The organism is Azospirillum oryzae (assembly GCF_900177515.1).
In the GTDB taxonomy this organism is placed as follows: domain Bacteria; phylum Pseudomonadota; class Alphaproteobacteria; order Azospirillales; family Azospirillaceae; genus Azospirillum; species Azospirillum oryzae_A.
In genome coordinates this window covers 459,290-484,023 of the sequence record NZ_FXAK01000010.1, presented here as the reverse complement: position 1 = coordinate 484,023, position 24,734 = coordinate 459,290, and the positions used below count along the sequence as shown (strand labels likewise).

Below are 24,734 nucleotides of genomic sequence, written 5' to 3'. Positions count from 1 at the left end.
ACGGATTGACCGACGCCGAGCCGGAAGGCCTGTCCCAGGAGGATTATGCGACGCTCTGCGGATTCCTGCGGGATCGCACCGGCCTGTCCTTCACCGAGGCCAAGCGCTATTTCGTCGACCGCCGCGTCGCCGCCCGCATGCAGGCGGTCGGCGCGACGGGCTTGCGCGCCTATATGAATCTGCTGCGCTTCCAGGCGTCGGGCGAGGAGCTTCAGCGGCTCGTCAACCTGATGACGGTGAACGAGACCTATTTCTTCCGCGAGAAGTACCAGCTCGACTGTCTGGTGAACTCCGTGCTGGACGAGCTGGTGCGCGGACGGCCGAAGGGGGCGCGGCTGCGCATCTGGTCGGCCGGCTGCGCCACCGGCGAGGAACCCTATTCCATCGCAATCATGCTGCTGGAAAACTGGCGCCGGGTGGACGATTACGAGATCGAGCTGCTGGCGTCGGACATCGACAGCGCGGTTCTGGAACGCGCGCGCGAGGGCATCTATGACGAGCGCGCCCTGCAGGGGCTGCCGGCCCATCTGCGCGCCAAGTATTTCCAGCCCCTGCGCGGAGCGGCGGAGGCCGGCGGGCCGCGCTGGCAGATCGTGGAGGATCTGCGGGAATCGGTCGATTTCTCTCTGGTCAACATCGCCGACCCGCAGCAGGTGCGGGCCTTCCGCGGGATCGACGTGATCTTTTGCCGCAACCTGCTGATCTATTTCGACGATCTGGGCCGACGGGAGGCGGCGAGCATGTTCCACGATGCCCTTGCGCCGGGCGGCTTCGTCTGTCTCGGCCATTCGGAAAGCATGAGCCGCATGTCGTCGCTGTTCGTCCCGCGCCGCTTCCCCGACGCCATTCTCTACCAGAAGCCGGTCGACGGGGGTGCGGCATGAGTGGAACCAACGCTGGCGGGCCGCGCATCCTGGTGGTGGACGACGCCGTGACCGTGCGCGCCTTCAGCCGCCGCGTGCTGGAGGCCGACGGCTTCGTGGTTGACGAGGCGGTGAACGGCATCGAAGGGCTGGAACGCGCCATGGCGACGCCGCCGGATCTGGTGATCGTCGACGTCAACATGCGCAAGATGGACGGCTATACCATGCTGCGCGTCCTGCGCCGCGACCCCGGACTGCGCGACGTGCCCGCCATCATGATCAGCACCGAATCGAAGGACAGCGACCGCGAGCAGGCCCTGCTGGCCGGCGCCAACTGGTACATCGTCAAGCCGCCGCGGCCGGAGATGCTGGTGGAGGCGGCGCGGCTGCTGACCGGACGGCCGCCCGACAGGGAGGACGCGCCATGAGCGAGCTGTTCGACCAGTTCGTCGTCGAGGTGCAGGAGCTGCTGGAGACGGCCGGTGCCGCCTTGCTGGCGCTGGAGCGCGACCCGGCCGACCGCGCGTCGGTGGACGAGCTGTTCCGCGCCTTCCACACGCTGAAGGGGGCGAGCGCCCTGTTCGACATGGCGCCCTTCACCCTCCTGGTCCATGCCGGGGAGGACACGCTGTCGCTGCTGCGCGACGGCCGGCGCGCCATGACGCCAGAGCTGGCCGACCGGCTGTTCCGCGCGCTCGACCAGTGCGCCCGCTGGGTGGCGGCGCTGGAGGAGGCCGGCGCGCTGCCCGCCGATGCGGCGGCGGCGGCGGAGACGCTGGTCCGCGGGATGGCGGGGGGAGAGACGACAACCGATGCGGCGGCTTCCGCTGGAGAGGCGGACGCTTTCCCGTGGGTGGCGGCGCTGACGGACACGGAGCGCGCAGCCGTGGGCGAAGGCGCGCTGACCGCCATCGACTACACGCCCGATCCGGAATGCTTCTTCACCGGCGACGACCCGCTGGCGCTGTTCCGCCGGGTGCCCGACCTGCGGCTGCTGCGGGTCGAGCCGACGGAGCCGCTGCCGCCCCTGGCGGAGATGGACCCCTACCGCTGCCTCCTGCGCTTCCGCGCCCTGAGCGGCGCCGGGGTGGAGGCGGTGACGCCCGCCTTCCGCAGCGTGCCCGATCAGGTGCGGATCGGCAGCGTCGCGCTTGCCCCCATGCTTGCGCCTTCCGCGGCACCGCCGGGTTCGCTGGCGGCGGCGATGCTGGATGAGCAGGCGCGCATCCTCGATCTGCCCGGCAACGCCGCAGAGCGCGACTCCCGCCGCGCCGCGGCGGCGCGGGCGGTCGCCGCGATCCTGACGGCGCTGGGGCGGGCGACGGAGCGCGCCGCCGTGGAGGCCGCCTGCACCGACGCTCACACGCTGCGCCGGTTTCTGGCCGACGGACCTGCGGAAAAGCCGGCCGTGGCCGAGCCCCGTCCCGCCACCGCCGCCCCGCGCCGCGTCCTGCGGGTGGAGCCGGAGCGGATGGACGCGCTGATGGCGCTGGTCGGCGAGCTGTCGGTGGTGAAGGGACAGCTGGGGCCGCTGGTCCGCCGCGCCGGGGACGGCGAGATGGCCCGCGACCTGAAGAGCTTCGAAGCCCGGCTGGACGGTCTGGTCGGCGACCTGCGCCATGCGGCGCTGCGGCTTCGGCTGCTGCCGCTGGCGCGCGTGTTCGACCCGCTGCCCCGGCTGGTGCGCGACACCGCACGCCGGCTGGACAAGACGGTAGAGCTGGTGCTGGAGGGGGCGGAGACGGAGGCCGACAAGGACATCCTCGACGTGCTGGGCGAGCCGCTGCTGCATCTGGTGCGCAATGCGCTGGACCATGGCATCGAGGCGCCGGAGCGGCGGGCGGCGACGGGCAAGCCGCCGGCCGGCACGCTGCGGGTCCGCGCCTTCCAGGACAAGGGTGGGGTGGTGGTGGAGGTATCGGACGACGGGGCCGGCATCGACCCGGCGGCGATGCGCCGCGCCGCCGTCGCCAAGGGGCTGCTGGAGCCCGACGCCGCGGCGGCGCTCAGCGATGACGACGCGGTGCGGCTGGTCTTCGCCCCCGGTTTCAGCACCGCCGACAGCGTGTCCGACCTGTCCGGCCGCGGCGTCGGCATGGATGCGGTGCGGGCGGCGGTGGAGCGTGCCGGCGGCCGGGTGGAGATCGCCTCCACCCCCGGCAGCGGCACGCGGGTGCGGCTGTCGCTGCCGCTGACGCTCAGCATCACCCGCGTCGTGGTGGTGGAGGCGGCGGGATCGCTCTACGGCATTCCGGTGGCGCTGGTCGGCGGTGTCCAGCGGGTGCCGCGCGCCGAGATCCGCGGGGTCAAGCGGGCGGAAAGCGTGGTGCTGCGCGACCGGGTGGTGCCGCTGGTCCGCCTGCGCCGCCTGCTGGGCCAGCCCGGCGACGAGCGCGTGCGCGAGGCCGATTGCGTTGTGCTGGCCGAACTTGGCGACGGGCCGGTCGCCGTGGCGGTGGACGATGTCGGCGAGCGCGCCGACGTGGTTCTGCGCCCGATGACCGGGGTGTTGCGATCCTTGAGCGGCTATGCCGGTACGGCGGTGCTGGGCGACGGCCGTCTGATCCTGGTGCTCGATCTGCGGGAGCTGTTGTGATGCCGATCCGCTATGACGCCGACCTCGCCCGATTCGAGGCCGCCTGCACGGTGGAGGACGCCCTGCCGCTCGCCGAATGGCTGGAGGCGACGGCCGCGCCACGCGTGGACCTGTCCGCCTGCACGGACCTGCACACGGCGCTGCTGCAATTGCTGATGGCGGCAAGGCCGGTGGTCACGGCGGGGCCGGAGGATGCGTTTCTGGGGCGCGTCATCCCTCTCCCTCCCACCGGTCCCTGAACACCAGATCATCCAGCGGCAGGCGCTTGCGCCAGCCCTTGGTTTCAAGCTCCGGTGTCGCCTCGAAATGGCTGACGTGGCCGAGGCAGAGATAGGCGATCGGCACGATCCGCTCCGGGATGCCGAGTGCCTGTTTCAGCGCGTCCTCATGCAGGATGCTGACCCAGCCGACCCCCAGACCTTCCGCCCTTGCCGCCAGCCACAGATTCTGCACGGCGCAGACGCAGCTGTAGAGGTCCATCGCCGGCATGTGGGTGCGGCCCAGCACCACCGGGCCGGAGCGCTCGCGGTCGCAGGTGATGCACAAATTCACCGGCGCCTCGCGGATGCCCTCCAGCTTCAGGCGGCTGTAGAGGCTGCGGCGCTCACCCTCGAACATTGCCGCCGCTTCTTCGGTGGCGCGGATGAAGTCGGCGTGGATGCGCGACTTCACCGCCGGGTCGGTGATGACGATGAAGTTCCACGGCTGCATGAAGCCGACCGACGGCGCATGGTGGGCGGCCAGCAGGACGCGGTTCAGAACCTCGTCGGGCACCAGGTCGGGTCGGAACTGCCCACGCACGTCACGGCGGGAGAAGATCGCCTTGTAGAGCGCGTCGCGCTCCGCCGGGGTGAAATCCTCCTCCATCGTCACCCCCGCGCGATCAGGTGGACGAAAGACCCCAGCGCCAGCCCGCGCCGGCTGCCCAGCGACCCAAGGTCGCCGCCATCCGCCGCCGTCGCATGCAGCAGCGGCGCGTCGTCACCGCGCGACAGCGTCGAGGCATAGTGGAACTCATGCCCCATCAGCGGAGTTCCTGCCGCACCCAAAGGCCCGTCGGCCAGCAGAGACGCCCGGCGATAGCCCAGATGCAGCCGCCGCCTGGCGAAGGAGGTGCGCACGCCCAGCAGCCCGGTCATCGGGTGGGTGACGCCGTCGGCATCCTCCAGCGTCTCCCCCATCACCATATAGCCGCCGCATTCGCCATAGACCGGCAGCCGCTCCGCCGCCGCGCGCAGGCCGTCGCGGAAGACGTGGTTGGCGGCGAGGCGGCCGGCATGCAGCTCCGGATAGCCGCCGGGCAGGTAGATTGCGTCCGCATCCTCCGGCGGCGCCTCGTCCGCCAGGGGAGAGAAGAATCGCAGCTCCGCCCCCGCCGCCTGCCAGCCGGCGGTCAGGTGCGGATAGACGAAGGTGAAGGCGGCATCCCGCGCGATGGCGATGCGCTGCCCCAGCGGCGGCAGGGCGGGTGCATCGCTGCCGCGCCCGGCCCGTGACGGCTTGGCCAGCGCGACGACGCGGTCGAGATCGACATGCTCCGCGACGAAGCGGCCCAGCGCCGCCAGCCGGTCGGCCAGCCCCTCCGTCTCGTCGGCCTGGACGAGGCCGAGATGACGCTCGGGCAGGCTGAGATCGGGGGCACGGGGCAGGGCGCCCAGCAGGGGGATGCCCAGCGCCTCGATGGCGTTGCCGGCCAGCGCCGTGTGGCGCGGGCTGCCGACATTGTTCAGCACGACGCCGCCGATGGTCACGTCGTCGCGGTAGGTGGCGAAGCCCTTGACCAGGGCTGCGGCCGACTGCGACTGGCCCTTGGCGTTCACCACCAGCAGGACCGGCCAGCCGGTGCGCGCCGCGATCTCAGCCGTCGATCCGGTCCCGGTGGCCCCAATCCCGGCGACGCCGTCGAACAGGCCCATCAGCGCCTCACAGACCAGCAGGTCGGCGCCCTCGGCGGCGCGGGCGGCCAGCCCGTCCAGCAGGTCGGGGCCCATCGCCCAGGTGTCGAGGTTCACGCTCGGCCGGCCGGTGGCGGCGCGGTGGAAGGCCGGGTCGATATAGTCCGGCCCCGACTTCACCGCCCCCACCGCCACGCCGCGGGCGCGCAAAGCGGCCAGCAGGCCCAGCGTCAGCGTCGTCTTGCCGGTGCCCGAGGCTGGGGCGGCGATGATGAGGCCATCAGCCATGCTGAAGCGCCGCCTGGGCCGGCAGCCACTCCAGCGCCGGGCGCAGCCGCACCACCTCGCCGATGACGATGATGGCGGGCGGTTCCAGGTCGCTGGCCGCCAGATCGGCGACGCAGGTGCCGAGGCTGGTGACGAGGCTCTTCTGGTTGGCGGTCGTCGCCTCGGTCACCACGCCGACGGGGGTGTCGGCGGACAGGCCGCCGGCCATCAGCTCCGCCGCGATGGTCGGCAGCGCCTTCCAGCCCATATAGAGGATCAGCGGCGCCTTGGTGGCGGCCAGCGCCCGCCAGTCCGGCCCGCCGCCCAGCGAATGGCCGGTCGCCAGGATCACCGCCTGGTTGGTGTCGCGGTGGGTCGCCGGGATGCCGGCATAGGCCGGGCCGGCAATGCCGGACGTGATGCCGGGCACGATGCGGAAGGGGATGCCCTGGGCGGCCAGCGCCTGCGCCTCCTCCCCGCCACGCCCGAAGACGAAGGGGTCGCCGCCCTTCAGCCGCAGGACGCGGTGCCCCTCCTTCGCCAGCTCGATCAGGCGGTTGGTGATGTCGTCCTGGTGGGCCGAAGGACGGCCGCCGCGCTTTCCGGCGAACTCCAGCCTTGCCGACGGGCTGGCGAGCGCCATGATCCGTTCGCCGACCAGCGCGTCATGGACGATGACGTCGGCTTGCCTTAGACCTTGCAGGGCCAGCAGGGTGAGCAGGCCGGGGTCGCCGGGGCCGGAACCGGCCAGCCAGACGCTGCCGGGGGCGAAGGGGACCAGGACGCTTTCGGGAATGGACGACTCAAACGACATGAACGCGGACTCGGGCTCGGAGAAGACGGAAGGCGGTGCGGGCGGGACCGGGGAGGGCTCCGGCATGCCGGAGCATGCTACACCCTTGCGGCGCGGCTGGACGACGGGAACCTGCGCCACCGCCGCGGCGCGGGCGGCGGCAGAGGCTCTGTTCGGCGGGGAGTTCCCCGACCCGGTGACCGTGACCCTGCCCGGCGGTCAGACCCCGGCCTTCGCCCTGGCGGTGACCGAGCGGGGGGAGGGGTCGGACGGCATCCCGGGCGGCCCCTGGGCAATGGCCGGCGTGGTCAAGGATGCCGGCGACGATCCGGACGTGACCCACGGTGCGCTGGTGCGAGCGCGGGTCTGGCGCGGCGCGCCCGGCAGCGGTGTGACCTTCCGCGCCGGCCCCGGCGTCGGCACCGTGACCCTGCCCGGCCTGCCCTTGGCCGTCGGCGAGCCGGCGATCAACCCGGTGCCGCGCAGCATGATCGCGCAGGCGGTGGGGGAGGCGGCGGCCGAGGCCGGTCAGCCGGCTGACGTGGTGGTCGAAATCGGGGTGGAGAATGGCGAACAGCTCGCCAAGCGCACGATGAACGGGCGGCTCGGCATTCTGGGCGGGCTGTCGATCCTGGGAACCACGGGCATCGTCGTACCCTATTCCTGCGCGGCCTGGATCGCCTCGATCCAGCGCGGCATCGACGTGGCGCGGGCGGCCGGGCTGACCCATGTCGCAGCCTGCACCGGCGATTTGTCGGAAAAGGCGGTGGTGGCGCGCTATGGCCTGTCCGAACAGGCCTTGCTCGACATGGGCGATTTCGTCGGCGGCACCCTGAAGTATCTGCGCCGGCACCCGATTCCCCGCCTGACGCTGTGCGGCGGCTTTGCCAAGTTCGGCAAGCTGGCGCGCGGGCTGATGGACCTGCACAGCAAGCGCAACAGCGTCGATTTCGAGTGGCTGGCCGAGCGGCTGGCGGATCTCGGCGCCGGGCCGGACCTGATCGCGCAGGCGCGCGGCGCCAACACCGCGGCGCAGGTGCTGGGCATGGCGGATGCCGCCGGCTTGGCCCTGGCCGACCATGTGGCGGAACTCGCCCGCCGCGCCGCGCAGGATGTGCTGGAGGATGCGCCGGTCGCCGTCGAGGTGCTGGTCACCGACCGCCAGGGGCGCATCGTGGGAGAGGCTCACTCCCCCAACTCCTGGCCCAGTCCCCGATAGCGGCGCACATGGCTGCCGTCATACAGCGCGCTGCAGCGGAACTCCTCATGGCCCAGCGCCGGGCCGACCAGGATCAGCGCGGTGCGTTCCATCGGTGAGGCCGCGACCTGCGCCGCAATGTCGGCCAGCGTTCCGCGCAGCACGCGCTCGTCCGGCCATGTCGCGCGGTAGACCACCGCGGCCGGGCAGTCGGCGCCGTAGAGCGGGGTCAGCCGCTCCACCACCCGGTCGATGACGTGGATCGACAGGTGGATCGCCAGCGTGGCGCCGGACGCACCCAGCACCTCCAGCGTCTCGTTGGCCGGCATGGCCGAGGCGCGGCCTTCGGTGCGGGTCAGGATCAGCGTCTGGCTGACCTCCGGCAGGGTCAGTTCCCGCCCCAGCGCGGCCGACGCGGCGGCGAAGGCCGGTACGCCGGGGGTGATGGTGTAGGGGATGCCCAGTTCCCGCAGCGCGCGGGTCTGCTCGCCCAGCGCGCTGTAGACCGACAGGTCGCCCGAATGCAGCCGCGCCACGTCCTGGCCGGCGGCATGGGCCGCCTGGAACTCGGCGACGATCTCCTCCAGCGTCAGCGGGGCGGTGTCGATGATCCGGGCATCGGCGGGGGCGTGGGCGATGATTTCCTTCGGGACCAGCGAGCCGGCATAGAGGCAGACCGGGCAGCGCGCGATCAGGTCGCGACCGCGCAGGGTCAGCAGGTCGGGAGCACCCGGTCCGGCACCGATGAAATGGACGGTCATGAGCGGGTCTCCAAAAGAGCGACGGCCGGCAGGGCGAGCGCCACGGTGGCGCGGGGGGTGGAGCGGCGCGGCAACAGCAGGCGCGATCCCGGCCCGGCGGCGGCCAGCGCCGCGGCCTCCGCGACCGAGGCCAGCCCGACCGCGGCCAGCACGGTGGCGGAGCGGGTGTGGACGCGGTCCTGCGCGGCCAGCATCGCGTCCTCTTCGATGAAGCGCAGCGGCAGGCCGAGCGCGCGGGCGGCCTCGGCCAACCCGGCCTCGTCGGCCTTCATCGCCGGGGCGGCCAATGCAGCCAGCTGGCGCGCCGCGTCGGGCAGGGCCGCCTCGTCGAACGCGGTGACGACCAGGGCGGCGATCTCCTCCCAGCCGCAGCCACGGCGGCAGCCGAGACCGACGAAGACCGGGCCGAACAGCAGCGCATCATGATGGGTCAGGCGGTCCATGCACCCTCCGCATAAGGCTTTTCGGCCCTCCACAACGTCACCGGCATGGCGGCGCGCCAGCCACGGAAGCCGCCGACCGCCGAGGCGCGCGCCACCGAAATCTGGGTCAGTTCGCCGCCGAGGCGCTTGTGCGCGTCGATCAGCACCGCCTCGCTTTCCAGAGTCACCGCGTTGGCGGCGATCCGGCCGCCGGGGGGCAGGGCGTCCCAGCAGGCCGCCAGCACGCCGTCTGCGGTCAGCCCGCCGCCGATGAAGATGGCGTCCGGCCGCTCCAGCCCGTCTAGCGCGGACGGCGCCTTGCCGCGCGCCAGCGCCAAACCGGGCACACCGAAGGTCGCGGCGTTGGCGAGGATGCGGGCGATGCGCTCCGGGTGATGTTCAACGGCGATGGCGCGGTTGGCGGCATCGCGCAGCATCCATTCGATGCCGATGGAGCCCGATCCGGCGCCGACGTCCCACAGCAGTTCCCCCCGGCGCGGCGCCAGGAAGGACAGGGTGACGGCGCGCACCTCGCGCTTGGTGATCTGGCCGTCATGCTCGAACCAGTCGTCGGGCAGGCCGGGGGCCAGCGGCAGGATGCGGGCACCGGGGGCGGCGACGCAGTCCAGCGCGATGGTGTTGAGGTCGGCGGTGCGGTCTGCCGTCCAATTGTCGGCGGTTGCCTCCAGCCGGGCTTCGCGCGGGCCGCCCATCGCCTCCAGCACCGTCAGGCGCGAGGCGCCGAAGCCGCGGGCGCGCAGCAGGGTGGCGAGCTTGGCCGGAGTCGTTCCGTCCCAGGAAAGAAGCAACAGCTTCGCGTTCGGTTGCAGATGCGGAACGACCTGCTCCAGCGGGCGGCCATGGACGGTCAGGCAACGGCAGTCCTGCAAGGGCCAGCCCAGGCGGGATGCCGCGAGGCTGAAGGCGGAAGCCGCCGGGATCACCGTCGTTTCCGCAGCCGGAACGAACCGCGACAGCGTGGCGCCGACGCCGTACCAGGACGGATCGCCGCTCGCCAGCACGCAGACCCGCCGTCCGCGCCGCGCAATCAGACCGGGGAAGGCGTCGGTTATCGGCGACGGCCAGGGCAGCCGTTCCTGTCCCGCAACGACCGGCACGAGATCGAGATGGCGGGCGCCGCCATAGAGGACGGCCGCGCCTTCCACCGTGGTCCGGGCGGCGGGCGACAAACCGTCCCAGCCATCCTCGCCGATGCCGACGATGCTGAGCCAGCGGGGCGTTCCCATGCTATCCATGGCGCCGATCCTGACGGGTGGAGAGGGGGCGATGGTCAAGGCGCTGATGGTCAAAGTGCTGATCCTGGGCGGCACGACGGAGGCGACGGCGCTGGCAAAGCGTCTGGCCGTCCATCCGCGCATCGACGCCCGCGTGTCGCTGGCCGGCCGGACGAAGAACCCGGTGCTGCCGCCGCTGCCGACCCGCATCGGCGGCTTCGGCGGGGTGGAGGGGTTGGCCGGTTACCTGCGCGACGAGGGGATCCAGGCGGTGATCGACGCGACCCATCCGTTCGCGGACCAGATCTCCGCCAATGCCGCTACGGCCTGCGCGCAGGCAGGTGTGCCGCTGCGCCTGCTGACCCGCCCGGCCTGGGTGGCGGGGCCGGGCGACCGCTGGATCGGCGTGCCGGACATGGCTGCGGCGGCGCAGGCTTTGCGCGGCCTGGGCGACACCGTGTTCCTGACCATCGGCCGGCAGGAGGTCGCGGCCTTCGAGGCGATGCCCGACAAGCGCTACCTGATCCGCGCGGTGGACCCGCTGGAACCGATGCCGAAGCTTCCCCGCATGAGCCTGATCCTCGACCGCGGGCCGTTCACCCTGGAGGGCGAACTGGCGCTGATGGGCGGGGAGCGGGTGGAGGTGGTCGTCAGCAAAAACAGCGGGGGACGCGCCACCGACGCGAAGCTGCAGGCCGCGCGGAAGCTGGGGCTGCCGGTGGTGATGGTGGAGCGGCCGGCGGGCAACGGCGTGGCGGAGTTGCACGACGTGGAGGATGCGGTGGGCTGGCTGGAGGGGGTGGGCTGACGATCCCCCCAGCGTAATCCCCCTCTCCCCCCCGCTTTCGCGCAAACGAAGTTTGCGCTGTCGCGGCAGGCGGACCAAAGGTCCGCTGAGAGCGGGGAGAGGGTCGGGGTGAGGGGGATGCGCCGCGTGACTTCCCGAGAATCCTCGCCGCGCTTCCCCCTCACCCAACCCTCTCCCCGGGGGGGAGAGGGTTACTCGCGGTGGGTTGGTCATCACGCCCATCCTCACCCCCGATAGTGCCGGGGCGTATACACCCAGCGCCCGCCATCGGCCCGTGCGACGAACCGCGTGTGCGATGCGCCGATGATGACCAGCGTGCGCATGTCCGCCTGCTCCGCCCGCACCTCGCCCAGTGTCGTCACCGTCAATTCCTCATCCGGGCGGCCGACGGCGCGGCCCAGCACGATGGGGGTCTCAGGCGCACGGACCTCGCGCAGGGCGTCGAAGGCGGCACCGAGCTGCCAGGGCCGGGCGCGGGAGATCGGGTTGTAGAGCGCGATGACGAAATCCGCCTCCGCCGCCAGACGCAGGCGCCGCAGCACCACCTCCCACGGCTTCAGATTGTCGGACAGCGAGATGGCGCAGAAATCATGGCCCAGCGGCGCCCCGGCCCGCGCGGCTGCCGCCTGCATGGCGGAAACGCCGGGATCGACCGAAAGAGGCACCGCATGCCACGCCTCGGGTGCGGCCGGATCGTCCAGCGCCTCGAAGATGGCGGCGGCCATGGCGAAGATGCCGGGGTCACCGCCCGACACCACCGCCACCCGCCGGCCCTGCGCTGCCAGATCCAGCGCGAAGCGGGCGCGGTCCAGTTCCACCCGGTTGTCGGAGGCGTGGCGCACCTGGTTTCCCGGCGGCACGCGCTCCACATAGGGGAAATAGCCGACGAGGTCGGTTGCCTCGGCCAAGTCGCGCCGCGCCTCCGGCGTCAGCCAATCCTCGGGGCCGGGGCCAAGCCCGACGACTTTGAGCCAGCCAGTCTTCTCCTTTTGGCTCATCCCCGCTTGCCCTCGCCCGGAATGACGATCTGGGAGAAGTAGGGGGCGACGTCCGGCGCCTCCAGGAAGGGCATGAAGCGCTGTTCGTCCATGCTGGCGCGCTCGACATACCACGCCCGTTCGGCCAGCCCGGCGGCGGCGATGGCGCGGCGGACCTTCGGCAGATTCTGGCCCAGCTTCATCACCACGCAGGCATCGGCGGCGGTCAGCGCACGGACCAGAGATTCCTCGTCCAGCGTGCCGGGGATCACCGACAGCACGTCGTCGCGCAGCATCAGCGGACGCGGCAGTAGGGAGGCGCTGCACACCATGCTGGTGACGCCGGGGATCACCTCGGCCTTGAAGCGGCCGGACAGCCGCAGGAACAGATGCATGAAGGAGCCGTAGAAGAACGGATCCCCCTCGTTCAGCGCGGCGACGGAGCGGCCGGCGGCGAGATGGGCGGCGATGCGCTCGGCCGATTCATCGAAGAAGGCCTCGATCTGGCGGCCATAGTCCGGGTGGGTCGGCGGCAGCTCCACCGTCACCGGATAGACCATCGGCAGCTCGATCTGGTCGGCGGCGATGGCCTGATCGGCGATGCGGCGGGCCTGACCGCGTGTGCCGCGCTTGCAGAAATAGGCGACGACCGGACAGGCGCCGATGGTGCGCACCGCCTTCAGCGTCATCAGTTCAGGATCGCCGGGGCCGACGCCGACGCCGAACAATGTACCGGGGGTAGGGATATCGCCGCTCATTCCACGTCGCTCGCCAGGGCGTTGACGGCGGCGGCGGCCATGGCGCTGCCGCCGCGCCGGCCCCGGATCGCCAGATAGGGAACGCCGAAGGGGTTCTCGGCCAGCGCCTCCTTGCTTTCCATCGCGCCGACGAAGCCGACGGGGAAGCCCAGGATCGCCGCCGGCTTAGGCGCGCCGGCCGCCAGCATCTCCAGCAGGTAGAACAGCGCGGTCGGCGCGTTGCCGATGGCGACCACCGATCCGCCGAGCCGGTCGCCCCACAGGTCGAGCGCCGCGGCGGAGCGGGTGTTGCCGATGCTCTTCGCCAGATCGGGCACGGTGGGGTCGCGGAGCGTGCAGACCACCGCGTTGTCGGCCGGCAGGCGGGCGCGGGTCACGCCATGGGCGACCATCTCGCTGTCGCAGAGGATGGGGGCGCCGGTGCGCAGGGCCGCGCGGGCGGCGGCGCCGACATCGGCGGAGAACAGCAGGTCCTGGGCCGCATCGACCATGCCGCAGGCGTGGATGACGCGCACCGCCACCGGCTTCAGGTCGTCGGGGATGGCGGACAGGTCGGCTTCCGCCCGGATGGTGGCGAAGGACTGGCGGTAGATGGCCGCTCCGTCGCGGATATAGTCGTAGAGCGGCTCAGGCACCGGTGGACTCCTCGGTCAACAGATCCGCGACGCGGGCCACGGCATCGGCGGGGGACAGGCCGGTGTGCGGGGTGGCGTCACCGGGTTTTGCGCTCAGGGCAACGTCATACACCCCGTCGCGGGCGGTCAGGGTGACATCGGCGATGGCGGGATGGGCGCAGCCCTTGGCGCAGCCCGACACATGCACCATTCGGACATGGTCCAGCAAGGGGCCTGCGCGGTCGGCGATGGCGAGCGCCGTCGCATGGGTATCGGTGGTGCCGACATCGCAGCCGCCCGCCCCGCTGCAGGCGGTCAGCTTCAGCCGGCGGTCGGCGTGCGACAGGATGGCGCCGTGGGCGCGGGCGATGGATTCGGCGTCCGAGGAGGGCGCGACAAGGATCAGGGCGCGCCAGGGGGTGATGCGGAACTCGACGCAGGAGGAGGCCAGGGCGGCGAGGGTGGCGGCGGTGAGGCGGCCGAAGGGGAAGGCGGTGGTGAGGAAGGCCGGCGCCTCTCCCACGCGGAATCCCTTCTCCCCCCTGGGGAGAAGGTTAGGATGAGGGGGTTCGGCGGAGCCGAAGACTTCCATGAGGTGCGCCACTTGCCCCCACCCTAACCCTCCCCCGCTGGGCGGGGGAGGGGATATCTGAGCGGAGAGACGCGTTACAAACGGAGCAGTGCCAATTGCCGCGACCAGACCCGCCATGCGGCGTGGCGGCTCCGGCAGTGACGCGCGCAAGTCCAGAAAGGCGCGGCCCAGTGCGGACGCCACATCCGCCACATCCTCGGCCCGGCACAGCCCGAGCGGGGCCGCCTTCGCCAGCGTGCCGCCCAGCGACACCCGGAACCGCTCCGCGTCCACAGCATCGAACCGTACGTCCGTGCCGCTGTCCGCCAGATGTCCGATTCCGCCGCCGCAGACCAGCCAGCCGAACTTCGGCGGCAGGCCGTGCAGGGCCGTATCCTCGGCCAGACGCGCGTCAAGCGTACGTGCCACCCCCCGTACGTCCATCAGCGCGGATGGGTCCAGTCCGGCAGTGGGGGAGCACAGCACGTTGCGCACCGCCTCGCTCGCCGCGTCGGCGGAGACGTGGCCCATGGCGCGCAGGGCGTCGGTCACCGGCTCCAGCGCGTCGTCGGCGATTCCACGAAGCTGCAGGTTGCCGCGCTGGCTCAGGTCGATCAGACCGTTGCCGTAACGATCTCCCAATTCCGCGAAGCGGCGGGCATGATCGGCGTGCAGCACGCCGGCCGGAACGCGGACCCGCAGCAGGAAGCCGTCGCCGACCCGCATCGGTGCAAGCACGCCGGGGCAGGTGCCGCGGCGTCTCGGCTGATTGGCGACAGGGCTGGTCATGCGGCGGTCTCCCGGAGGCGCCGCAGATCCTCCGCGGTGGAGTTGCGGCGGGGATGCCACAGGCCGCGATCGAGCGCCTCGCTCATGCGCGCCAGAATGTGCCGGGCGGCGGCAGGATTGGCATGCGACAGGAAGTCCCACACCTCCGCATCCTCGACGTACGCGTCATACAGCTGGTCGAAATGGGCGGGGCGTACGGCGTCGGTGGTGGCGGCGAAGGCGAACAGCGTGTCGACGCTGGCCGCCAGCTCCGCCGCCCCGCGATAGCCGTGGCGCATCATCCCCCGGATCCAGCGCGGGTTAGCCGCCCGGCCGCGCAGGGTGCGGGCGATCTCCTCCGCCAGCGTGCGGACGGCGAGCTTCTCCGGATCGGCGCTGTCGAGATGATAGAGCGCCGGTTCGGAGTCCTCCAGCGCGGCGGCGGCGGCGAAACCGCCCTCGAACTGCATGAAGCCGTCGGTGGACAGCACGTCATGTTCGCGCTGGTCCTGGTGGTGGACCAGCGCATCGGCCCCGCCGACCCGCCGGCGGAACAATGCCGGCAGCGGCACCCCCTCCAGCCCGGCGCCATAGGCGTGGCAGCCGCCCTCCAGATAGGCGGCGCCGAAATCGGCGCGCGCGGTCCAGCCGCCGCGCGCGATCATGCCGGACAGCGCGGTGCCGTAGATGCCGGGCGCGGCGCCGAAGATGCGGGCGGTGGCCCAGCGGCGGGCGTCCGTCGCGCCGGTGCCGGCTGCCGCGAGGCGCTGCTCCTCCGCACGCGCGGTGGCGGCCAGCGGGTTGGTGTCGTCGGGCTCGTCCAGCCCGGCGACGGCCCGCACCGCCTGGTCGAACAGGGCGATCTGTTGCGGGAAGACGTCGCGGAACAGGCCGGAGATGCGCAGCGTCACATCGACCCGTGGGCGGCCGAGCACGCCGGCCGGCATGATCTCGTACCCCGTGACGCGCCCGGAACCGTTCTCCCAGATGGGGCGAACGCCGAGCAGGGCCAGCGCCTGGGCCAGCTCGTCGCCGCCGGTGCGCATGGCGGGTGTGCCCCAGCAATCCACCACCAACCGGCGCGGCCAGTCGCCATGGTCCTGGAGATAGCGGGTGATCAGCGCGTCCGCCGCCTGCCATCCCAGCGTCCAGGCCGTCGGCGTCGGCACCCCACGCGGGTCGAGCGCATAGAGGTTCCGCCCGGTCGGCAGCGTGTCCGCCCGTCCGCGCGCCGGCGAGCCGCCGGGTCCGGGGCGGACGAACCGGCCGTCCAACCCGTCGAGCAGCGCCCGCATCTCCGCCTCGCCGCAGGCATCGACGGCGGTGGAGACGGCGGCCGGATCGGCGGAGCGGGCAACCGCTGCGGTCAGGCGATCACGGCGCTCGCCGGTCGGGCTGTGGCCGAAGACATGCAAGCCGTCGCGGATCTGCAATTCCTTGATGTCGCAGAGATGGGCGTCCAGCCGCGACAGGATGGCGTCGGGATCGTCGTCGGGGCGCAGATTGCAGTCGGCGGCGACGCCGGATTTCCAGGCGAGGTCGAGGATCGTCTCGCGCAGCATGCCCAGCCGCCGCGGATCCAGCCCGGTCGCCTGCGAATATTCGTCGATGGCGGTTTCCAGCGCGGCGAGGTCGCCGTAGAGGCCGGATTCGACGGGTGGCGGGGTCAAGTGGCCGATCAGGACGGCGCCCAGGCGGCGGCGCGCCTGCACGCCCTCGCCGGGATTGTTGACGATGAAGGGATAGAGGGTCGGCAGGGCGCCGCCAACGATCTCCGGCCAGCAGTCGGTCGACAGCGCGACCGCCTTGCCCGGCAGCCATTCCAGCGTGCCATGGGCGCCGATCTGCACCAGGGCATGGACGCCGACGGCATGGCGCAGCCACAGATGGAAGGCGAAATAGCCGTGGCTGGGGGGCGTGTCGGGATCGTGGTGCTGGGCGGTGGTCAGTGGACCATGGCCGCGGCTGGGCTGCACCGCCACCACGGCGTTGCCGCAGGGCAGGACGCGGAAGGCGAAGGCGCCGTCGCGGCAGGCGGGGTCGTCGGCCGGCTCTCCCCATGTCGCGGCAATGCGGGCGCGTAAGTCCGGCGGGGCGAGGCGCCGGTAGTCGGCCAGGGACAGCGTCGAGGTGGGCGTAGCGGTGAGGGACGCCATCATCTCGGCGCCGCTGTCCGGAATGGCGGACAGGCTGTAGCCCTCGGCGGACAGGCGGTTGAGCATCGCGATTGAACTGGCCGGGCTGTCGAGGCCCACCGCATGGCCAATGCCGCCGCCGGGGCCGGGATAGTCGGACAGCACCAGCGCCAACCGCCGCTCGGCCCGCGGGGTGCGGGACAGCCGGACCCAACTGGCCGCAAGGTCGGCGGTGAAGGCCACCCGGTCGGCGATCGGGCGCAGCACCGGGGCGGCAAATTGCAGGTCGGGGTCGGGCTCGCCCACCATCTTGAAGGCGATGGCGCGGGCGATGATGCGGCCGTCCATCTCCGGCAGCACGACGTTCATCGCGAGGTCGGACGGCCCGAGACCGCGCGAGGACGCCTGCCAGCCGGCTTCCGGCGTGGTGGAAAGGATGGCCTGCAGGACCGGGCTGCCATTCGCCTCCAGGGGGGAGCCGTCGTCGCGCGCCGCCGAGAAGGCGGTGGTGTTGACGACCACGGCGGCGTTCCGGGCGGTTAGGCTGGCGCGCATCCAGGCGGCGCAGTCCGGCTCCTTCAGGCTGGCGACGAACAGCGGGCGGGGGGCGAGACCGCGCGCAGCCAAGGCGTCGCACAGCGCATGGACCGGAGCGAGGTCGCCGGCCAGCAGGTGGGAGCGGTAGAAGACGACGGCGGCCACCGGTGCATTTGCGGTGATGGGGCCGCTCCAGCCGTCATAGGCGCCGAAACGCGGGACCGGGGCGGGGTCGTCATGGGGGAGGGGCGTGCCGGCCAGCGTCGCGGCGCAAGCCAGCAGATGGGTCATGTTGGCCGGACCGCCCTCGGTGAAATAACGCCACAGGCGGTCGGCGGCGTCCGGAGGGACAGTGCCGTATGCGGTGAGGTTCGGGTCGGCCTGCGCCTCCCCCGGCAGCACGGCCAGCGGGATGTCGCGCTCGCGGCAGAGGGCGGAGAGGCGGTCGAGACCGTAGCGCCAATAGCCGCTGCCGCCGAGCAGGCGCAGGACCACCAGTTTCGCCTTGGCAACGATGGTGTCGGCGTAGAGATCGACCGACAGGGGGTGGCCGAGACGGTTGAGGTTGGCAAGGCGGAGGCTGGGCAGCCGGTCGCGCCCCACCCGCCACGCGGCGGCGAGCGCGGTCAGGTCGCTGTCGGAGAAGGACAGCATGACGAGGTCGGCCGGCGTCTGCCCCAGATCTTCCGCCTGGGGGCCGGCGTCCAGTTCGTCCTGGCGGGCGGCGAGCAGGTGCATGGTTTGACGTCCAGGGGGCGGCGGCAGTGCCCCCACCTTAACCCTCCCCCGCTCTCAGCGGACCTACGGTCCGCCTGCCGCGTCAGCACAAAGCGGAGCTTTGTGCGAGAGCTGGGCGGGGGAGGGGACAGGTGCTGATGCGGCAGAGTAGCGGCAGTCCCTCCCCCGCCCAGCGGGGGAGGTTAGGTGGGGGTCTAACTCCGCACCAAACTCAACCTATTACCCAACAACCGCCCTGGTCACCGCGTCACGGTCCAGCCCGGTCTCGCCGATCACCACCAGACGGCTGCGGCGCTCCTCGCCGGGCTTCCACAGGCGGTCGTAGTGGGTCTGGATGCGGGTGCCGACGCCCTGGACCAGCAGGCGCATCGGCTTGCCGGGCACGTCGATGAAGCCCTTCAGGCGCAGCACGCCATGCAGGCCGGCAACCTGTTCCAGCGTCATCGCCAGACGGGCGGGGTCGGGCTGCGACGGCAGTTCCACCACGAAGCTGGTGAAGTCGTCGTGGTCGTGGCCCTCTTCGTCGTCATGATGGCTGGGCCGGTTGGCGAGGTCGTCCTCCACCGCCGCACCGACGCCGAGCAGCACCAGCGGATCGACGGCGCCCTGCGACGCGCGGACCAGCTTGGCGTCGCGGCCGACGGTATGGCTCAGCGCGCCGCGGATCAACTCCTCGACGCGGGCGAGGTCGCCAGCGGCGACCAGATCGGTCTTGTTGACGACGATCAGGTCGGCGCAGAGAAGCTGGTCCTCGAACACCTCTTCGATCGGCGTTTCGTGATCCACGGTGCCGGCGGCGTCGCGTTGGGCCTCCAGCGCGGCAGGATCGGGGGCGAAGCGGCCCTCCGCCGCCGCAGCGGCGTCGACCACGGCGATGACGCCGTCCACCGTCACCCGAGTCTTGATCGCCGGCCAGTGGAAGGCCTGCACCAGCGGCTTCGGCAAGGCGAGGCCGCTGGTCTCGATCACGATATGCTCGGGCGGCTCCGGCCGAGCCAGCAGCTTTTCGATGGCCGGGACGAAGTCGTCGGCGACGGTGCAGCACAGGCAGCCGTTCGCCAGCTCGATCACGTCGTCTTCGGTGCAGGTCGGGTTGCCGCAGGCGCGCAGGATGTCGCCGTCGATGCCGACATCGCCGAACTCGTTGATGATCAGCGCCAGCCGGCGGCCGTCGGCCTTTTCCAGCAGGCCGCGGATCAGCGTGGTCTTGCCGGCGCCGAGGAAGCCGGTGATGACGGTCGCCGGAACCTTGCCGGCGGCCGTTTTCGCAAGTGCGGACATGGGCTTCTTTCCTTAACGCGCGCCGGGCTGGACCCGCAAGGCCGGGCGGGACTCGGTCTCGCGGACCAGACCGCTCATCAGCCAGCCGCAGGTGGCCCCCAGGATCGCCCAGAACAGGGCGGCCCCACCGAGAGAGGCGGTGACGAAATGGGCGGCCAGTTCCGGCGGAACCGCACCCTCGGCGCTTTCCGGATGGGGGGCGCCGATCAGATGGGGCAAAGCTGCGGCCAAAATGGCGGCGGCGATGACCAGACGGTTGCGGGCGAAGGCGAGCGCGGCCATGCCGACGCCGGCCCCGGCGGCGGCGGACAGCCACCAGAGCTGACGCAGCTCAAGCTCCGCGCCGGCCATACCCGGCAGTTCCGGCGGCAGACCGAATGCGGGCGCCAGCGAGACGGCGACGAAGCCGCCCATGCCCCACACCAGCCCGCGCCGCGCATCGACCGGACGGCCGGCCAGCAGGATCGCGGCACCCAGCAGCAGCGCATAGGCGACGCCGGTCAACAGGTTGGCGGCGATGGTCAGGCCGATGCGCTGCATCGCCTCGTCCAGTGTCGTCGGCACCCCTTCGCCGATCTCGCGCACGGGGCCGTGCTGATGCGCCGGCGCGCCGGCGGGCGACGCCGAAGTTGCCGGAGGCGGGGTGACCACCTCGTACTTCTCGGCTTCGAGGATCAGCGGGACGGTCGTCGCCTGCTGAACGACGGACGCGGCCGTGCCGGAGAGCACGCCCGCGACCAAAGCGGCTGTGAACAGCCGCCGGATCAGATCCATGACCCGCTGCTTAGTGGCAGGGGAACGCGAAGGAGTGACGGGCGTCGTGGGCCGCGTCGTGGATCTGCTGCGGCTGGGCGAAGCCGACGCCATACAGCAGGAAGCTGCCGAGCAGGATCGCGGCAAAGGCGGCGACCGCGGTCTGGGCGGCGCTGCGGGTCGCGGAGTTGCCGACGGAATTGATGGAACGGGTGGTCATCGAAGACATCCTTGCTCTCCCGCCACACCCGGCGGGGTTGGGAAAGGTTGATACGTCCGCCGGCAGGTTTCCTGGCTCGCGGGTCGCCGCATCGCCGTCCGCCTTCCCGGCCCGTGGAGGGCCAGTGGCATGATGGACGGGACGCTCGCCGCTTACAGTTGCGGGGGCAGCCGCGGCATTGGCGCTTCCAAGGAAGCACCGCACCGCATTCCCTATTATCCCCGCCGCCCGTCAGGACGGGCAGGGCACCGTCGGACCGCCACCATCGCAGTGCCGCACGCGTTTGGCAAGCCCACAATAACGCGTCTGCCACACGGACGATCTTGCGCGCCGACATTTTGGATGCTGTCATGTTTGGCGGACAGAGTGTCCGGAAATCCGACACTTTCCGGTGCTAGGGTGAGCGAGTGGATGGAGGACGCCGCAGCGAAACCGGCGGAGAAACAAAGGGGCCGACGGCCCGACCGAAGCGAACCCGGCCGTGGCACGCTTCGTGCGTACAACAATCGGTGAAACGTCCCGCCGCTTGGCGGCTCCCGGCATGCGTTGCCGGACATAAGGACGAACGGGAGGAGAATTCGCGACCGATGAACGCCGCACCGAACGACGACATCATCCTGGAAGCGCGCAACCTGACGAAGGAGTTCAAGGGCTTCGTGGCGGTGAAGGAGGTGAACCTTCAGGTTCGCCGCGGCACCATCCACGCGCTGATCGGCCCGAACGGCGCCGGCAAGAGCACGGTGTTCAACCTGCTCACCAAGTTCCTGACGCCCACCCGCGGCCAGATCCTCTACAAGGGCCGCGACATCACCCGCACCAAGCCGGCCGACATCGCGCTGATGGGGCTGGTGCGCTCCTTCCAGATCTCGGCCGTCTTCCCGCACCTCAGCGTGCTGGAGAATGTCCGGGTGGCGTTGCAACGCCCGCTCGGCACCAGCTTCCATTTCTGGAAGTCCGAGTCGTCGCTCTACGACCTGCATGACCGGGCGCTGGAACTGATCGAGGCGGTGAACCTCACCCCCTGGGCCGGCCACACCGCCGCCGAGCTGCCCTATGGCCGCAAGCGCGCGCTGGAGATCGCCACCACCCTGGCCCTCGACCCGGAGGTGATGCTGCTCGACGAGCCGCTGGCCGGCATGGGCCATGAGGACATCGAGGGCACCGCGGCTCTCATCAAGCGCGTCGCCGCCGACCGCACCGTGCTGATGGTGGAGCACAATTTGTCGGTCGTCGCCCACCTGTCGGACACCATCACCGTGCTGCGCCGGGGCGAGATCCTGGCGGAGGGACCGTACGAGGTCGTCTCCAAGAACCCGCAGGTGATGGAAGCTTATATGGGGACCGGACATGCCTGACGGGATGCACACCAAGACTGCGATGCTGGAGATCGCCGACCTGCACGGCTATTACGGCGAAAGCCATGTGCTGCACGGCGTCAGCCTGGAGGTGCGGCAGGGCGAGGTGGTGACGCTGCTGGGCCGCAACGGCGCCGGCAAGACCTCCACCATGCGCGCCATCATGGGGATCATGGGCAAGCGCACCGGCTCCATCCGCTTCCAGGGCCAGGAGCTGATCGGCATGGCCCAGCACAGGATCCCGCGGCTGGGCATCGGCTATGTGCCGGAGGAGCGCGGCATCTTCTCCAGCCTCAGCGTGGACGAGAACCTGACGCTGCCGCCGGTGGTGAAGGACGGCGGGATGACGGTTCCGCAGATCTACGACCTGTTCCCCAACCTGAAGGGCCGCGGCTCGACGCAGGGCACCCGCCTGTCGGGCGGCGAGCAGCAGATGCTGGCGATCGCCCGCATCCTGCGCACCGGCGCCACCCTGATCCTGCTGGACGAGCCGACCGAGGGCTTGGCCCCGGTCATCATCGAGCAGATCGGCGTGGCGGTGCGGGCGCTGAAGGCGCGCGGCTTCACCATCGTGCTGGTGGAGCAGAACTTCCGCTTCGCCGCCACCATCGCCGACCGCCATTACGTGATGGAGGAGGGCCATGTGGTGGACATGATCCCCAACGACCAGCTCGAAGCCAACATGGACAAGCTCCACACCTATCTCGGCGTGTAGGCCGTCCAGCAATCCGGCATCGCTTGCCGACCTCACCGGCGCAAGCGCCGTTCCGCCCCTGACGGGAGCGGGACGGCGAACCGTCGGTTCTTGCCCGACTACGGCCACTGGGACCCGAAGGGCCCCGGCCGACAATAAAACCAAGAGGGAGAGACCTTCTGATGCGTACGCTTCTTCTCGCCGGCACCGCCTTGCTGACGCTCGCCGGGACCGCGATTCCGGCTTCCGCCCAGGTGTCGGACAACGTCATCCGCATCGGCGTGCTGAACGACCGTTCCGGCATCTACGCCGATCTCGCCGGCGAGGGCTCCGCCATCGCCGCCCGGATGGCGGCGGAGGAGTTCGGCAACAAGGTCGCCGGCGCCCCGGTCGAGATCGTTGTCGCCGACCACCAGAACAAGGCCGACATCGCCGCGTCGAAGGCGCGTGAGTGGGTGGACACCGGCGGCGTCGACGCCATCGCCGACGTGCCGAACTCCGCCGCCGCTCTGGCGGTGCAGGGCATCACCAAGGACAAGAAGCGCATCTTCCTGATGTCCGGTCCCGGCGCCACCGCGCTGAGCGGCGCGCAGTGCAGCCCCTATGGCTTCCAGTGGACCTACGACAACTACGCCATGGCCGCCGGCACCGGCCGCGCCCTGTACGAGCAGGGCAAGAAGAAGTGGTTCTTCGTGACCGCCGACTACGCCTTCGGCCAGTCGCTGGAGGAGGAGACCACCAAGATGGTGAAGTCGCTGGGCGGCACCATCGTCGGGTCGGTGCGCCATCCGCTCGGCACCTCCGACTTCTCGTCCTTCCTGCTGCAGGCGCAGGGCTCGGGCGCCGACGTGATCGGTCTGGCCAATGCCGGCGGCGACACCGTCAACGCCGTCAAGCAGGCGGCGGAGTTCGGCATCACCCAGGCGGGTCAGAGCCTCGCCGGTCTGCTGATGTTCATCACCGACGTCAATGCGCTGGGGCTGCAGTCGGCGCAGGGCCTGATGCTGACCACCGGCTTCTATTGGGACATGGACGACCAGACCCGCGAATGGTCGAAGAAGTTCGAAGCCAAGGCCGGCAAGAAGCCGACCATGGTGCAGGCCGGCGTCTATTCGGCGGTGAAGCATTACCTGAAGGCGGTGGAAGCGGCCAAGACCGACGACGCCGACAAGGTCGCCGCCAAGATGCGCGAGCTGCCGGTCGAGGACATGTTCGCCAAGAAGGGCAAGGTCGCCGCCAACGGCCGCATGTTCCACGACATGTATCTGGCCCAGGTGAAAACCCCGGCCGAATCGAAGGGCGCCTGGGACTATTACAAGATCGTCAAGACCATCCCGGCCGACACCGCCTTCATGGACCCGAAGCAGAGCGGCTGTCCGCTGGTGAAGTGAGGGGGGTTAGCCCCCACCCTGACCCTCCCCCGCTCTCGGCCGGCCGAAGGCCGGTCCGATCGCGGGAGAGGGCACTGCCACCGTCGATTGCTGAAACCCTCGCCAAGCATCATACCCCCTCTCCCGCGAAGCGGGGGAGGGATGGGGAGGGGGCATTCGATGGCAGCCAGTTATCAAGACCAAGAACAACACCAACGAACCGGGAGAAATGCGGAGATGGTCAGCCTGCTGGGAATCCCGCCCCAAGTGCTGTTCGGGCAGCTTCTGCTCGGCCTGATCAATGGGTCCTTCTATGCGCTGCTCAGCCTCGGGCTGGCGGTGATCTTCGGCATGTTGAACGTCATCAACTTCGCCCACGGTGCGCTCTACATGGTCGGCGCCTTCGTGGCGTGGCTGCTGCTGACCTATGCCGGCATCGGCTATTGGGGCGCGCTGGTGATCGCGCCGGTGGTCGTCGGGCTGCTCGGCATCCTGCTGGAAAAGACGATGCTGTCGCGGCTCTACAAGCTGGACCACCTCTATGGGCTGCTGCTGACCTTCGGGCTGGCGCTGATCCTGGAGGGGGCGTTCCGCCACCAGTACGGCGTTTCCGGCCAGCCCTATCCGATTCCTGCAGCCCTTCAGGGCGGGCAGAATCTCGGCTTCATGTTCCTGCCCAACTATCGCGGCTGGGTCGTCGTCGCCTCGCTGGTCATCTGCTTCGGCACCTGGTTCGCGATCGAGCGGACCAAGCTGGGCGCCTACCTGCGCGCGGCGACGGAGAACCCGACGCTGGTGCAGGCCTTCGGCATAAACGTGCCGGTGATGGTGTCGCTGACCTACGGCTTCGGCGTGGCGCTGGCCGGGCTGGCCGGCGTGCTGGCGGCGCCGATCTATCAGGTGTCGCCGCTGATGGGCACCAACCTGATCATCATCGTCTTCGCGGTGGTGGTGATCGGCGGCATGGGGTCGATCCTGGGCGCCATCGTCACCGGCCTTGGGCTGGGGCTGCTGGAGGGGTTGACCAAGGTCTTCTATCCCGAGGCGTCCAACATCGTCGTGTTCGTCGTGATGGCGATCGTCCTTCTCATCAAGCCCGCGGGCCTCTTCGGACGGGAGCGTTGA

At 70.8% G+C, this 24,734-nt stretch carries 24 protein-coding genes and 1 riboswitch; of the genes, 10 read left to right on the top strand and 14 right to left on the bottom strand.

The features are described 5' to 3' along the window. Positions 1-5: 5 nt before the first annotated feature. From B9N97_RS33960 to B9N97_RS33945, 4 genes are read left to right on the top strand one after another with little or no spacing between them, the layout of a single operon-like run. Positions 6-884 carry a CheR family methyltransferase gene (locus B9N97_RS33960; protein WP_085092218.1) on the top strand — a complete coding sequence of 293 codons (879 nt, stop codon included), beginning with the start codon at positions 6-8 and terminating at the stop codon, positions 882-884. Next, positions 881-1,291, top strand: coding sequence for a response regulator (locus B9N97_RS33955; RefSeq protein ID WP_085092217.1), 411 nt, complete (start codon positions 881-883; stop codon positions 1,289-1,291). Before B9N97_RS33960 ends, B9N97_RS33955 begins: the two co-directional genes overlap by 4 nt. Next, entirely contained in the window at positions 1,288-3,459 is a 2,172-nt protein-coding gene (locus B9N97_RS33950) for a chemotaxis protein CheA (RefSeq protein ID WP_085092216.1), read from the top strand. Before B9N97_RS33955 ends, B9N97_RS33950 begins: the two co-directional genes overlap by 4 nt. After that, a complete protein-coding gene (locus B9N97_RS33945; RefSeq protein ID WP_085092215.1) occupies positions 3,459-3,698 on the top strand; it encodes a hypothetical protein in 240 nt (79 codons plus the stop codon). The genes B9N97_RS33950 and B9N97_RS33945 overlap by 1 nt, the downstream gene beginning before the upstream one ends. Here B9N97_RS33945 and bluB read toward each other — a convergent pair. The 3 genes from bluB to cobA are packed head-to-tail and all read right to left on the bottom strand — an operon-like array spanning position 3,670 to position 6,435. Next, positions 3,670-4,326, bottom strand: coding sequence for a 5,6-dimethylbenzimidazole synthase (bluB, locus tag B9N97_RS33940; protein WP_085092214.1), 657 nt, complete (start codon positions 4,324-4,326; stop codon positions 3,670-3,672). The two genes, B9N97_RS33945 and bluB, sit on opposite strands and share 29 nt — an antisense overlap. A gap of 2 nt (positions 4,327-4,328) precedes the next feature. Further along, a complete protein-coding gene (locus B9N97_RS33935) occupies positions 4,329-5,642 on the bottom strand; it encodes a cobyrinate a,c-diamide synthase (RefSeq protein WP_085092213.1) in 1,314 nt (437 codons plus the stop codon). Further along, positions 5,635-6,435, bottom strand: coding sequence for a uroporphyrinogen-III C-methyltransferase (cobA, locus tag B9N97_RS33930; protein ID WP_085092212.1), 801 nt, complete (start codon positions 6,433-6,435; stop codon positions 5,635-5,637). Before cobA ends, B9N97_RS33935 begins: the two co-directional genes overlap by 8 nt. A 64-nt stretch (positions 6,436-6,499) precedes the next feature. Between cobA and B9N97_RS33925 the strand changes: the two genes are divergently transcribed. Then, on the top strand, positions 6,500-7,633 hold the full coding sequence (locus B9N97_RS33925; protein ID WP_208621368.1) for a cobalt-precorrin-5B (C(1))-methyltransferase: 1,134 nt from the start codon (positions 6,500-6,502) through the stop codon (positions 7,631-7,633). Here B9N97_RS33925 and cobM read toward each other — a convergent pair. From cobM to cbiE, 3 genes are read right to left on the bottom strand one after another with little or no spacing between them, the layout of a single operon-like run. Beyond that, the gene (gene cobM / locus B9N97_RS33920; protein ID WP_085092210.1) at positions 7,600-8,373 is read right to left on the bottom strand and encodes a precorrin-4 C(11)-methyltransferase; all 774 of its coding nucleotides are present in this window, start codon (positions 8,371-8,373) and stop codon (positions 7,600-7,602) included. The genes B9N97_RS33925 and cobM overlap by 34 nt on opposite strands. Continuing rightward, on the bottom strand, positions 8,370-8,816 hold the full coding sequence (locus B9N97_RS33915; RefSeq protein WP_085092209.1) for a cobalamin biosynthesis protein: 447 nt from the start codon (positions 8,814-8,816) through the stop codon (positions 8,370-8,372). Before B9N97_RS33915 ends, cobM begins: the two co-directional genes overlap by 4 nt. Further along, positions 8,804-10,042 (bottom strand): precorrin-6y C5,15-methyltransferase (decarboxylating) subunit CbiE, encoded by a 1,239-nt coding sequence (gene cbiE, locus B9N97_RS33910; protein WP_085092208.1) that lies wholly within the window; start codon positions 10,040-10,042, stop codon positions 8,804-8,806. Before cbiE ends, B9N97_RS33915 begins: the two co-directional genes overlap by 13 nt. Between cbiE and B9N97_RS33905 the strand changes: the two genes are divergently transcribed. Beyond that, positions 10,041-10,838: a cobalt-precorrin-6A reductase gene (locus B9N97_RS33905; RefSeq protein WP_085092369.1), complete on the top strand. Its 798-nt coding sequence runs from the start codon at positions 10,041-10,043 to the stop codon at positions 10,836-10,838. The genes cbiE and B9N97_RS33905 overlap by 2 nt on opposite strands. 224 nt (positions 10,839-11,062) lie before the next feature. Here the strand turns inward: B9N97_RS33905 and cobJ are convergent, their stop codons facing one another. The 8 genes from cobJ to B9N97_RS33865 form a co-directional block, all read right to left on the bottom strand. Beyond that, positions 11,063-11,836, bottom strand: a complete 774-nt coding sequence (gene cobJ / locus B9N97_RS33900) for a precorrin-3B C(17)-methyltransferase (RefSeq protein WP_085092207.1) — start codon at positions 11,834-11,836, stop codon at positions 11,063-11,065. Beyond that, the gene (locus B9N97_RS33895) at positions 11,833-12,573 is read right to left on the bottom strand and encodes a precorrin-2 C(20)-methyltransferase (RefSeq protein ID WP_085092206.1); all 741 of its coding nucleotides are present in this window, start codon (positions 12,571-12,573) and stop codon (positions 11,833-11,835) included. The genes cobJ and B9N97_RS33895 overlap by 4 nt, the downstream gene beginning before the upstream one ends. After that, on the bottom strand, positions 12,570-13,208 hold the full coding sequence (locus B9N97_RS33890; RefSeq protein ID WP_085092205.1) for a precorrin-8X methylmutase: 639 nt from the start codon (positions 13,206-13,208) through the stop codon (positions 12,570-12,572). The genes B9N97_RS33895 and B9N97_RS33890 overlap by 4 nt, the downstream gene beginning before the upstream one ends. Continuing rightward, positions 13,201-14,547 carry a precorrin-3B synthase gene (cobG, locus tag B9N97_RS33885; RefSeq protein WP_085092204.1) on the bottom strand — a complete coding sequence of 449 codons (1,347 nt, stop codon included), beginning with the start codon at positions 14,545-14,547 and terminating at the stop codon, positions 13,201-13,203. The genes B9N97_RS33890 and cobG overlap by 8 nt, the downstream gene beginning before the upstream one ends. After that, positions 14,544-17,936, bottom strand: coding sequence for a cobaltochelatase subunit CobN (gene cobN, locus B9N97_RS33880; RefSeq protein ID WP_085092203.1), 3,393 nt, complete (start codon positions 17,934-17,936; stop codon positions 14,544-14,546). The genes cobG and cobN overlap by 4 nt, the downstream gene beginning before the upstream one ends. Before the next feature lie 219 nt (positions 17,937-18,155). Then, positions 18,156-19,217 (bottom strand): cobalamin biosynthesis protein CobW, encoded by a 1,062-nt coding sequence (cobW, locus tag B9N97_RS33875; RefSeq protein ID WP_085092202.1) that lies wholly within the window; start codon positions 19,215-19,217, stop codon positions 18,156-18,158. Between the two features lie 12 nt (positions 19,218-19,229). Then, positions 19,230-19,991, bottom strand: coding sequence for a CbtA family protein (locus B9N97_RS33870; RefSeq protein ID WP_085092201.1), 762 nt, complete (start codon positions 19,989-19,991; stop codon positions 19,230-19,232). 10 nt (positions 19,992-20,001) lie between these two features. Beyond that, positions 20,002-20,190 carry a CbtB domain-containing protein gene (locus tag B9N97_RS33865; protein WP_085092368.1) on the bottom strand — a complete coding sequence of 63 codons (189 nt, stop codon included), beginning with the start codon at positions 20,188-20,190 and terminating at the stop codon, positions 20,002-20,004. Between the two features lie 44 nt (positions 20,191-20,234). After that, positions 20,235-20,458: riboswitch (cobalamin riboswitch) on the bottom strand. Between the two features lie 319 nt (positions 20,459-20,777). On the opposite strand from B9N97_RS33865, the gene B9N97_RS33860 reads away from it, so the two are divergent. The 4 genes from B9N97_RS33860 (at position 20,778) to B9N97_RS33845 (ending at position 24,734) form a co-directional block, all read left to right on the top strand. Further along, positions 20,778-21,545, top strand: a complete 768-nt coding sequence (locus B9N97_RS33860; protein WP_085092200.1) for an ABC transporter ATP-binding protein — start codon at positions 20,778-20,780, stop codon at positions 21,543-21,545. Then, positions 21,538-22,260 carry an ABC transporter ATP-binding protein gene (locus B9N97_RS33855; protein ID WP_085092199.1) on the top strand — a complete coding sequence of 241 codons (723 nt, stop codon included), beginning with the start codon at positions 21,538-21,540 and terminating at the stop codon, positions 22,258-22,260. The genes B9N97_RS33860 and B9N97_RS33855 overlap by 8 nt, the downstream gene beginning before the upstream one ends. A gap of 161 nt (positions 22,261-22,421) precedes the next feature. Next, positions 22,422-23,630, top strand: a complete 1,209-nt coding sequence (locus tag B9N97_RS33850) for an ABC transporter substrate-binding protein (RefSeq protein WP_085092198.1) — start codon at positions 22,422-22,424, stop codon at positions 23,628-23,630. A gap of 216 nt (positions 23,631-23,846) precedes the next feature. Beyond that, entirely contained in the window at positions 23,847-24,734 is an 888-nt protein-coding gene (locus tag B9N97_RS33845) for a branched-chain amino acid ABC transporter permease (RefSeq protein WP_085092197.1), read from the top strand.

Bases quoted from the DNA above. Each gene is read 5' to 3' on its own strand.
- B9N97_RS33895 (WP_085092206.1), bottom strand. From the start codon at position 12,573: ATGAGCGGCGATATCCCTACCCCCGGTACATTGTTCGGCGTCGGCGTC.
- cobN (WP_085092203.1), bottom strand. From the start codon at position 17,936: ATGCACCTGCTCGCCGCCCGCCAGGACGAACTGGACGCCGGCCCCCAG.
- B9N97_RS33850 (WP_085092198.1), top strand. From the start codon at position 22,422: ATGCGTACGCTTCTTCTCGCCGGCACCGCCTTGCTGACGCTCGCCGGG.
- cobM (WP_085092210.1), bottom strand. From the start codon at position 8,373: ATGACCGTCCATTTCATCGGTGCCGGACCGGGTGCTCCCGACCTGCTG.
- B9N97_RS33955 (WP_085092217.1), top strand. From the start codon at position 881: ATGAGTGGAACCAACGCTGGCGGGCCGCGCATCCTGGTGGTGGACGAC.
- cobW (WP_085092202.1), bottom strand. From the start codon at position 19,217: ATGTCCGCACTTGCGAAAACGGCCGCCGGCAAGGTTCCGGCGACCGTC.
- B9N97_RS33935 (WP_085092213.1), bottom strand. From the start codon at position 5,642: ATGGCTGATGGCCTCATCATCGCCGCCCCAGCCTCGGGCACCGGCAAG.
- cbiE (WP_085092208.1), bottom strand. From the start codon at position 10,042: ATGGGAACGCCCCGCTGGCTCAGCATCGTCGGCATCGGCGAGGATGGC.
- B9N97_RS33870 (WP_085092201.1), bottom strand. From the start codon at position 19,991: ATGGATCTGATCCGGCGGCTGTTCACAGCCGCTTTGGTCGCGGGCGTG.
- B9N97_RS33865 (WP_085092368.1), bottom strand. From the start codon at position 20,190: ATGACCACCCGTTCCATCAATTCCGTCGGCAACTCCGCGACCCGCAGC.
- B9N97_RS33950 (WP_085092216.1), top strand. From the start codon at position 1,288: ATGAGCGAGCTGTTCGACCAGTTCGTCGTCGAGGTGCAGGAGCTGCTG.
- cobA (WP_085092212.1), bottom strand. From the start codon at position 6,435: ATGTCGTTTGAGTCGTCCATTCCCGAAAGCGTCCTGGTCCCCTTCGCC.
- B9N97_RS33860 (WP_085092200.1), top strand. From the start codon at position 20,778: ATGAACGCCGCACCGAACGACGACATCATCCTGGAAGCGCGCAACCTG.
- cobG (WP_085092204.1), bottom strand. From the start codon at position 14,547: ATGACCAGCCCTGTCGCCAATCAGCCGAGACGCCGCGGCACCTGCCCC.
- B9N97_RS33855 (WP_085092199.1), top strand. From the start codon at position 21,538: ATGCCTGACGGGATGCACACCAAGACTGCGATGCTGGAGATCGCCGAC.
- B9N97_RS33845 (WP_085092197.1), top strand. From the start codon at position 23,847: ATGGTCAGCCTGCTGGGAATCCCGCCCCAAGTGCTGTTCGGGCAGCTT.
- B9N97_RS33945 (WP_085092215.1), top strand. From the start codon at position 3,459: ATGCCGATCCGCTATGACGCCGACCTCGCCCGATTCGAGGCCGCCTGC.
- B9N97_RS33925 (WP_208621368.1), top strand. From the start codon at position 6,500: ATGCCGGAGCATGCTACACCCTTGCGGCGCGGCTGGACGACGGGAACC.
- B9N97_RS33915 (WP_085092209.1), bottom strand. From the start codon at position 8,816: ATGGACCGCCTGACCCATCATGATGCGCTGCTGTTCGGCCCGGTCTTC.
- B9N97_RS33905 (WP_085092369.1), top strand. From the start codon at position 10,041: ATGCTATCCATGGCGCCGATCCTGACGGGTGGAGAGGGGGCGATGGTC.
- cobJ (WP_085092207.1), bottom strand. From the start codon at position 11,836: ATGAGCCAAAAGGAGAAGACTGGCTGGCTCAAAGTCGTCGGGCTTGGC.
- bluB (WP_085092214.1), bottom strand. From the start codon at position 4,326: ATGGAGGAGGATTTCACCCCGGCGGAGCGCGACGCGCTCTACAAGGCG.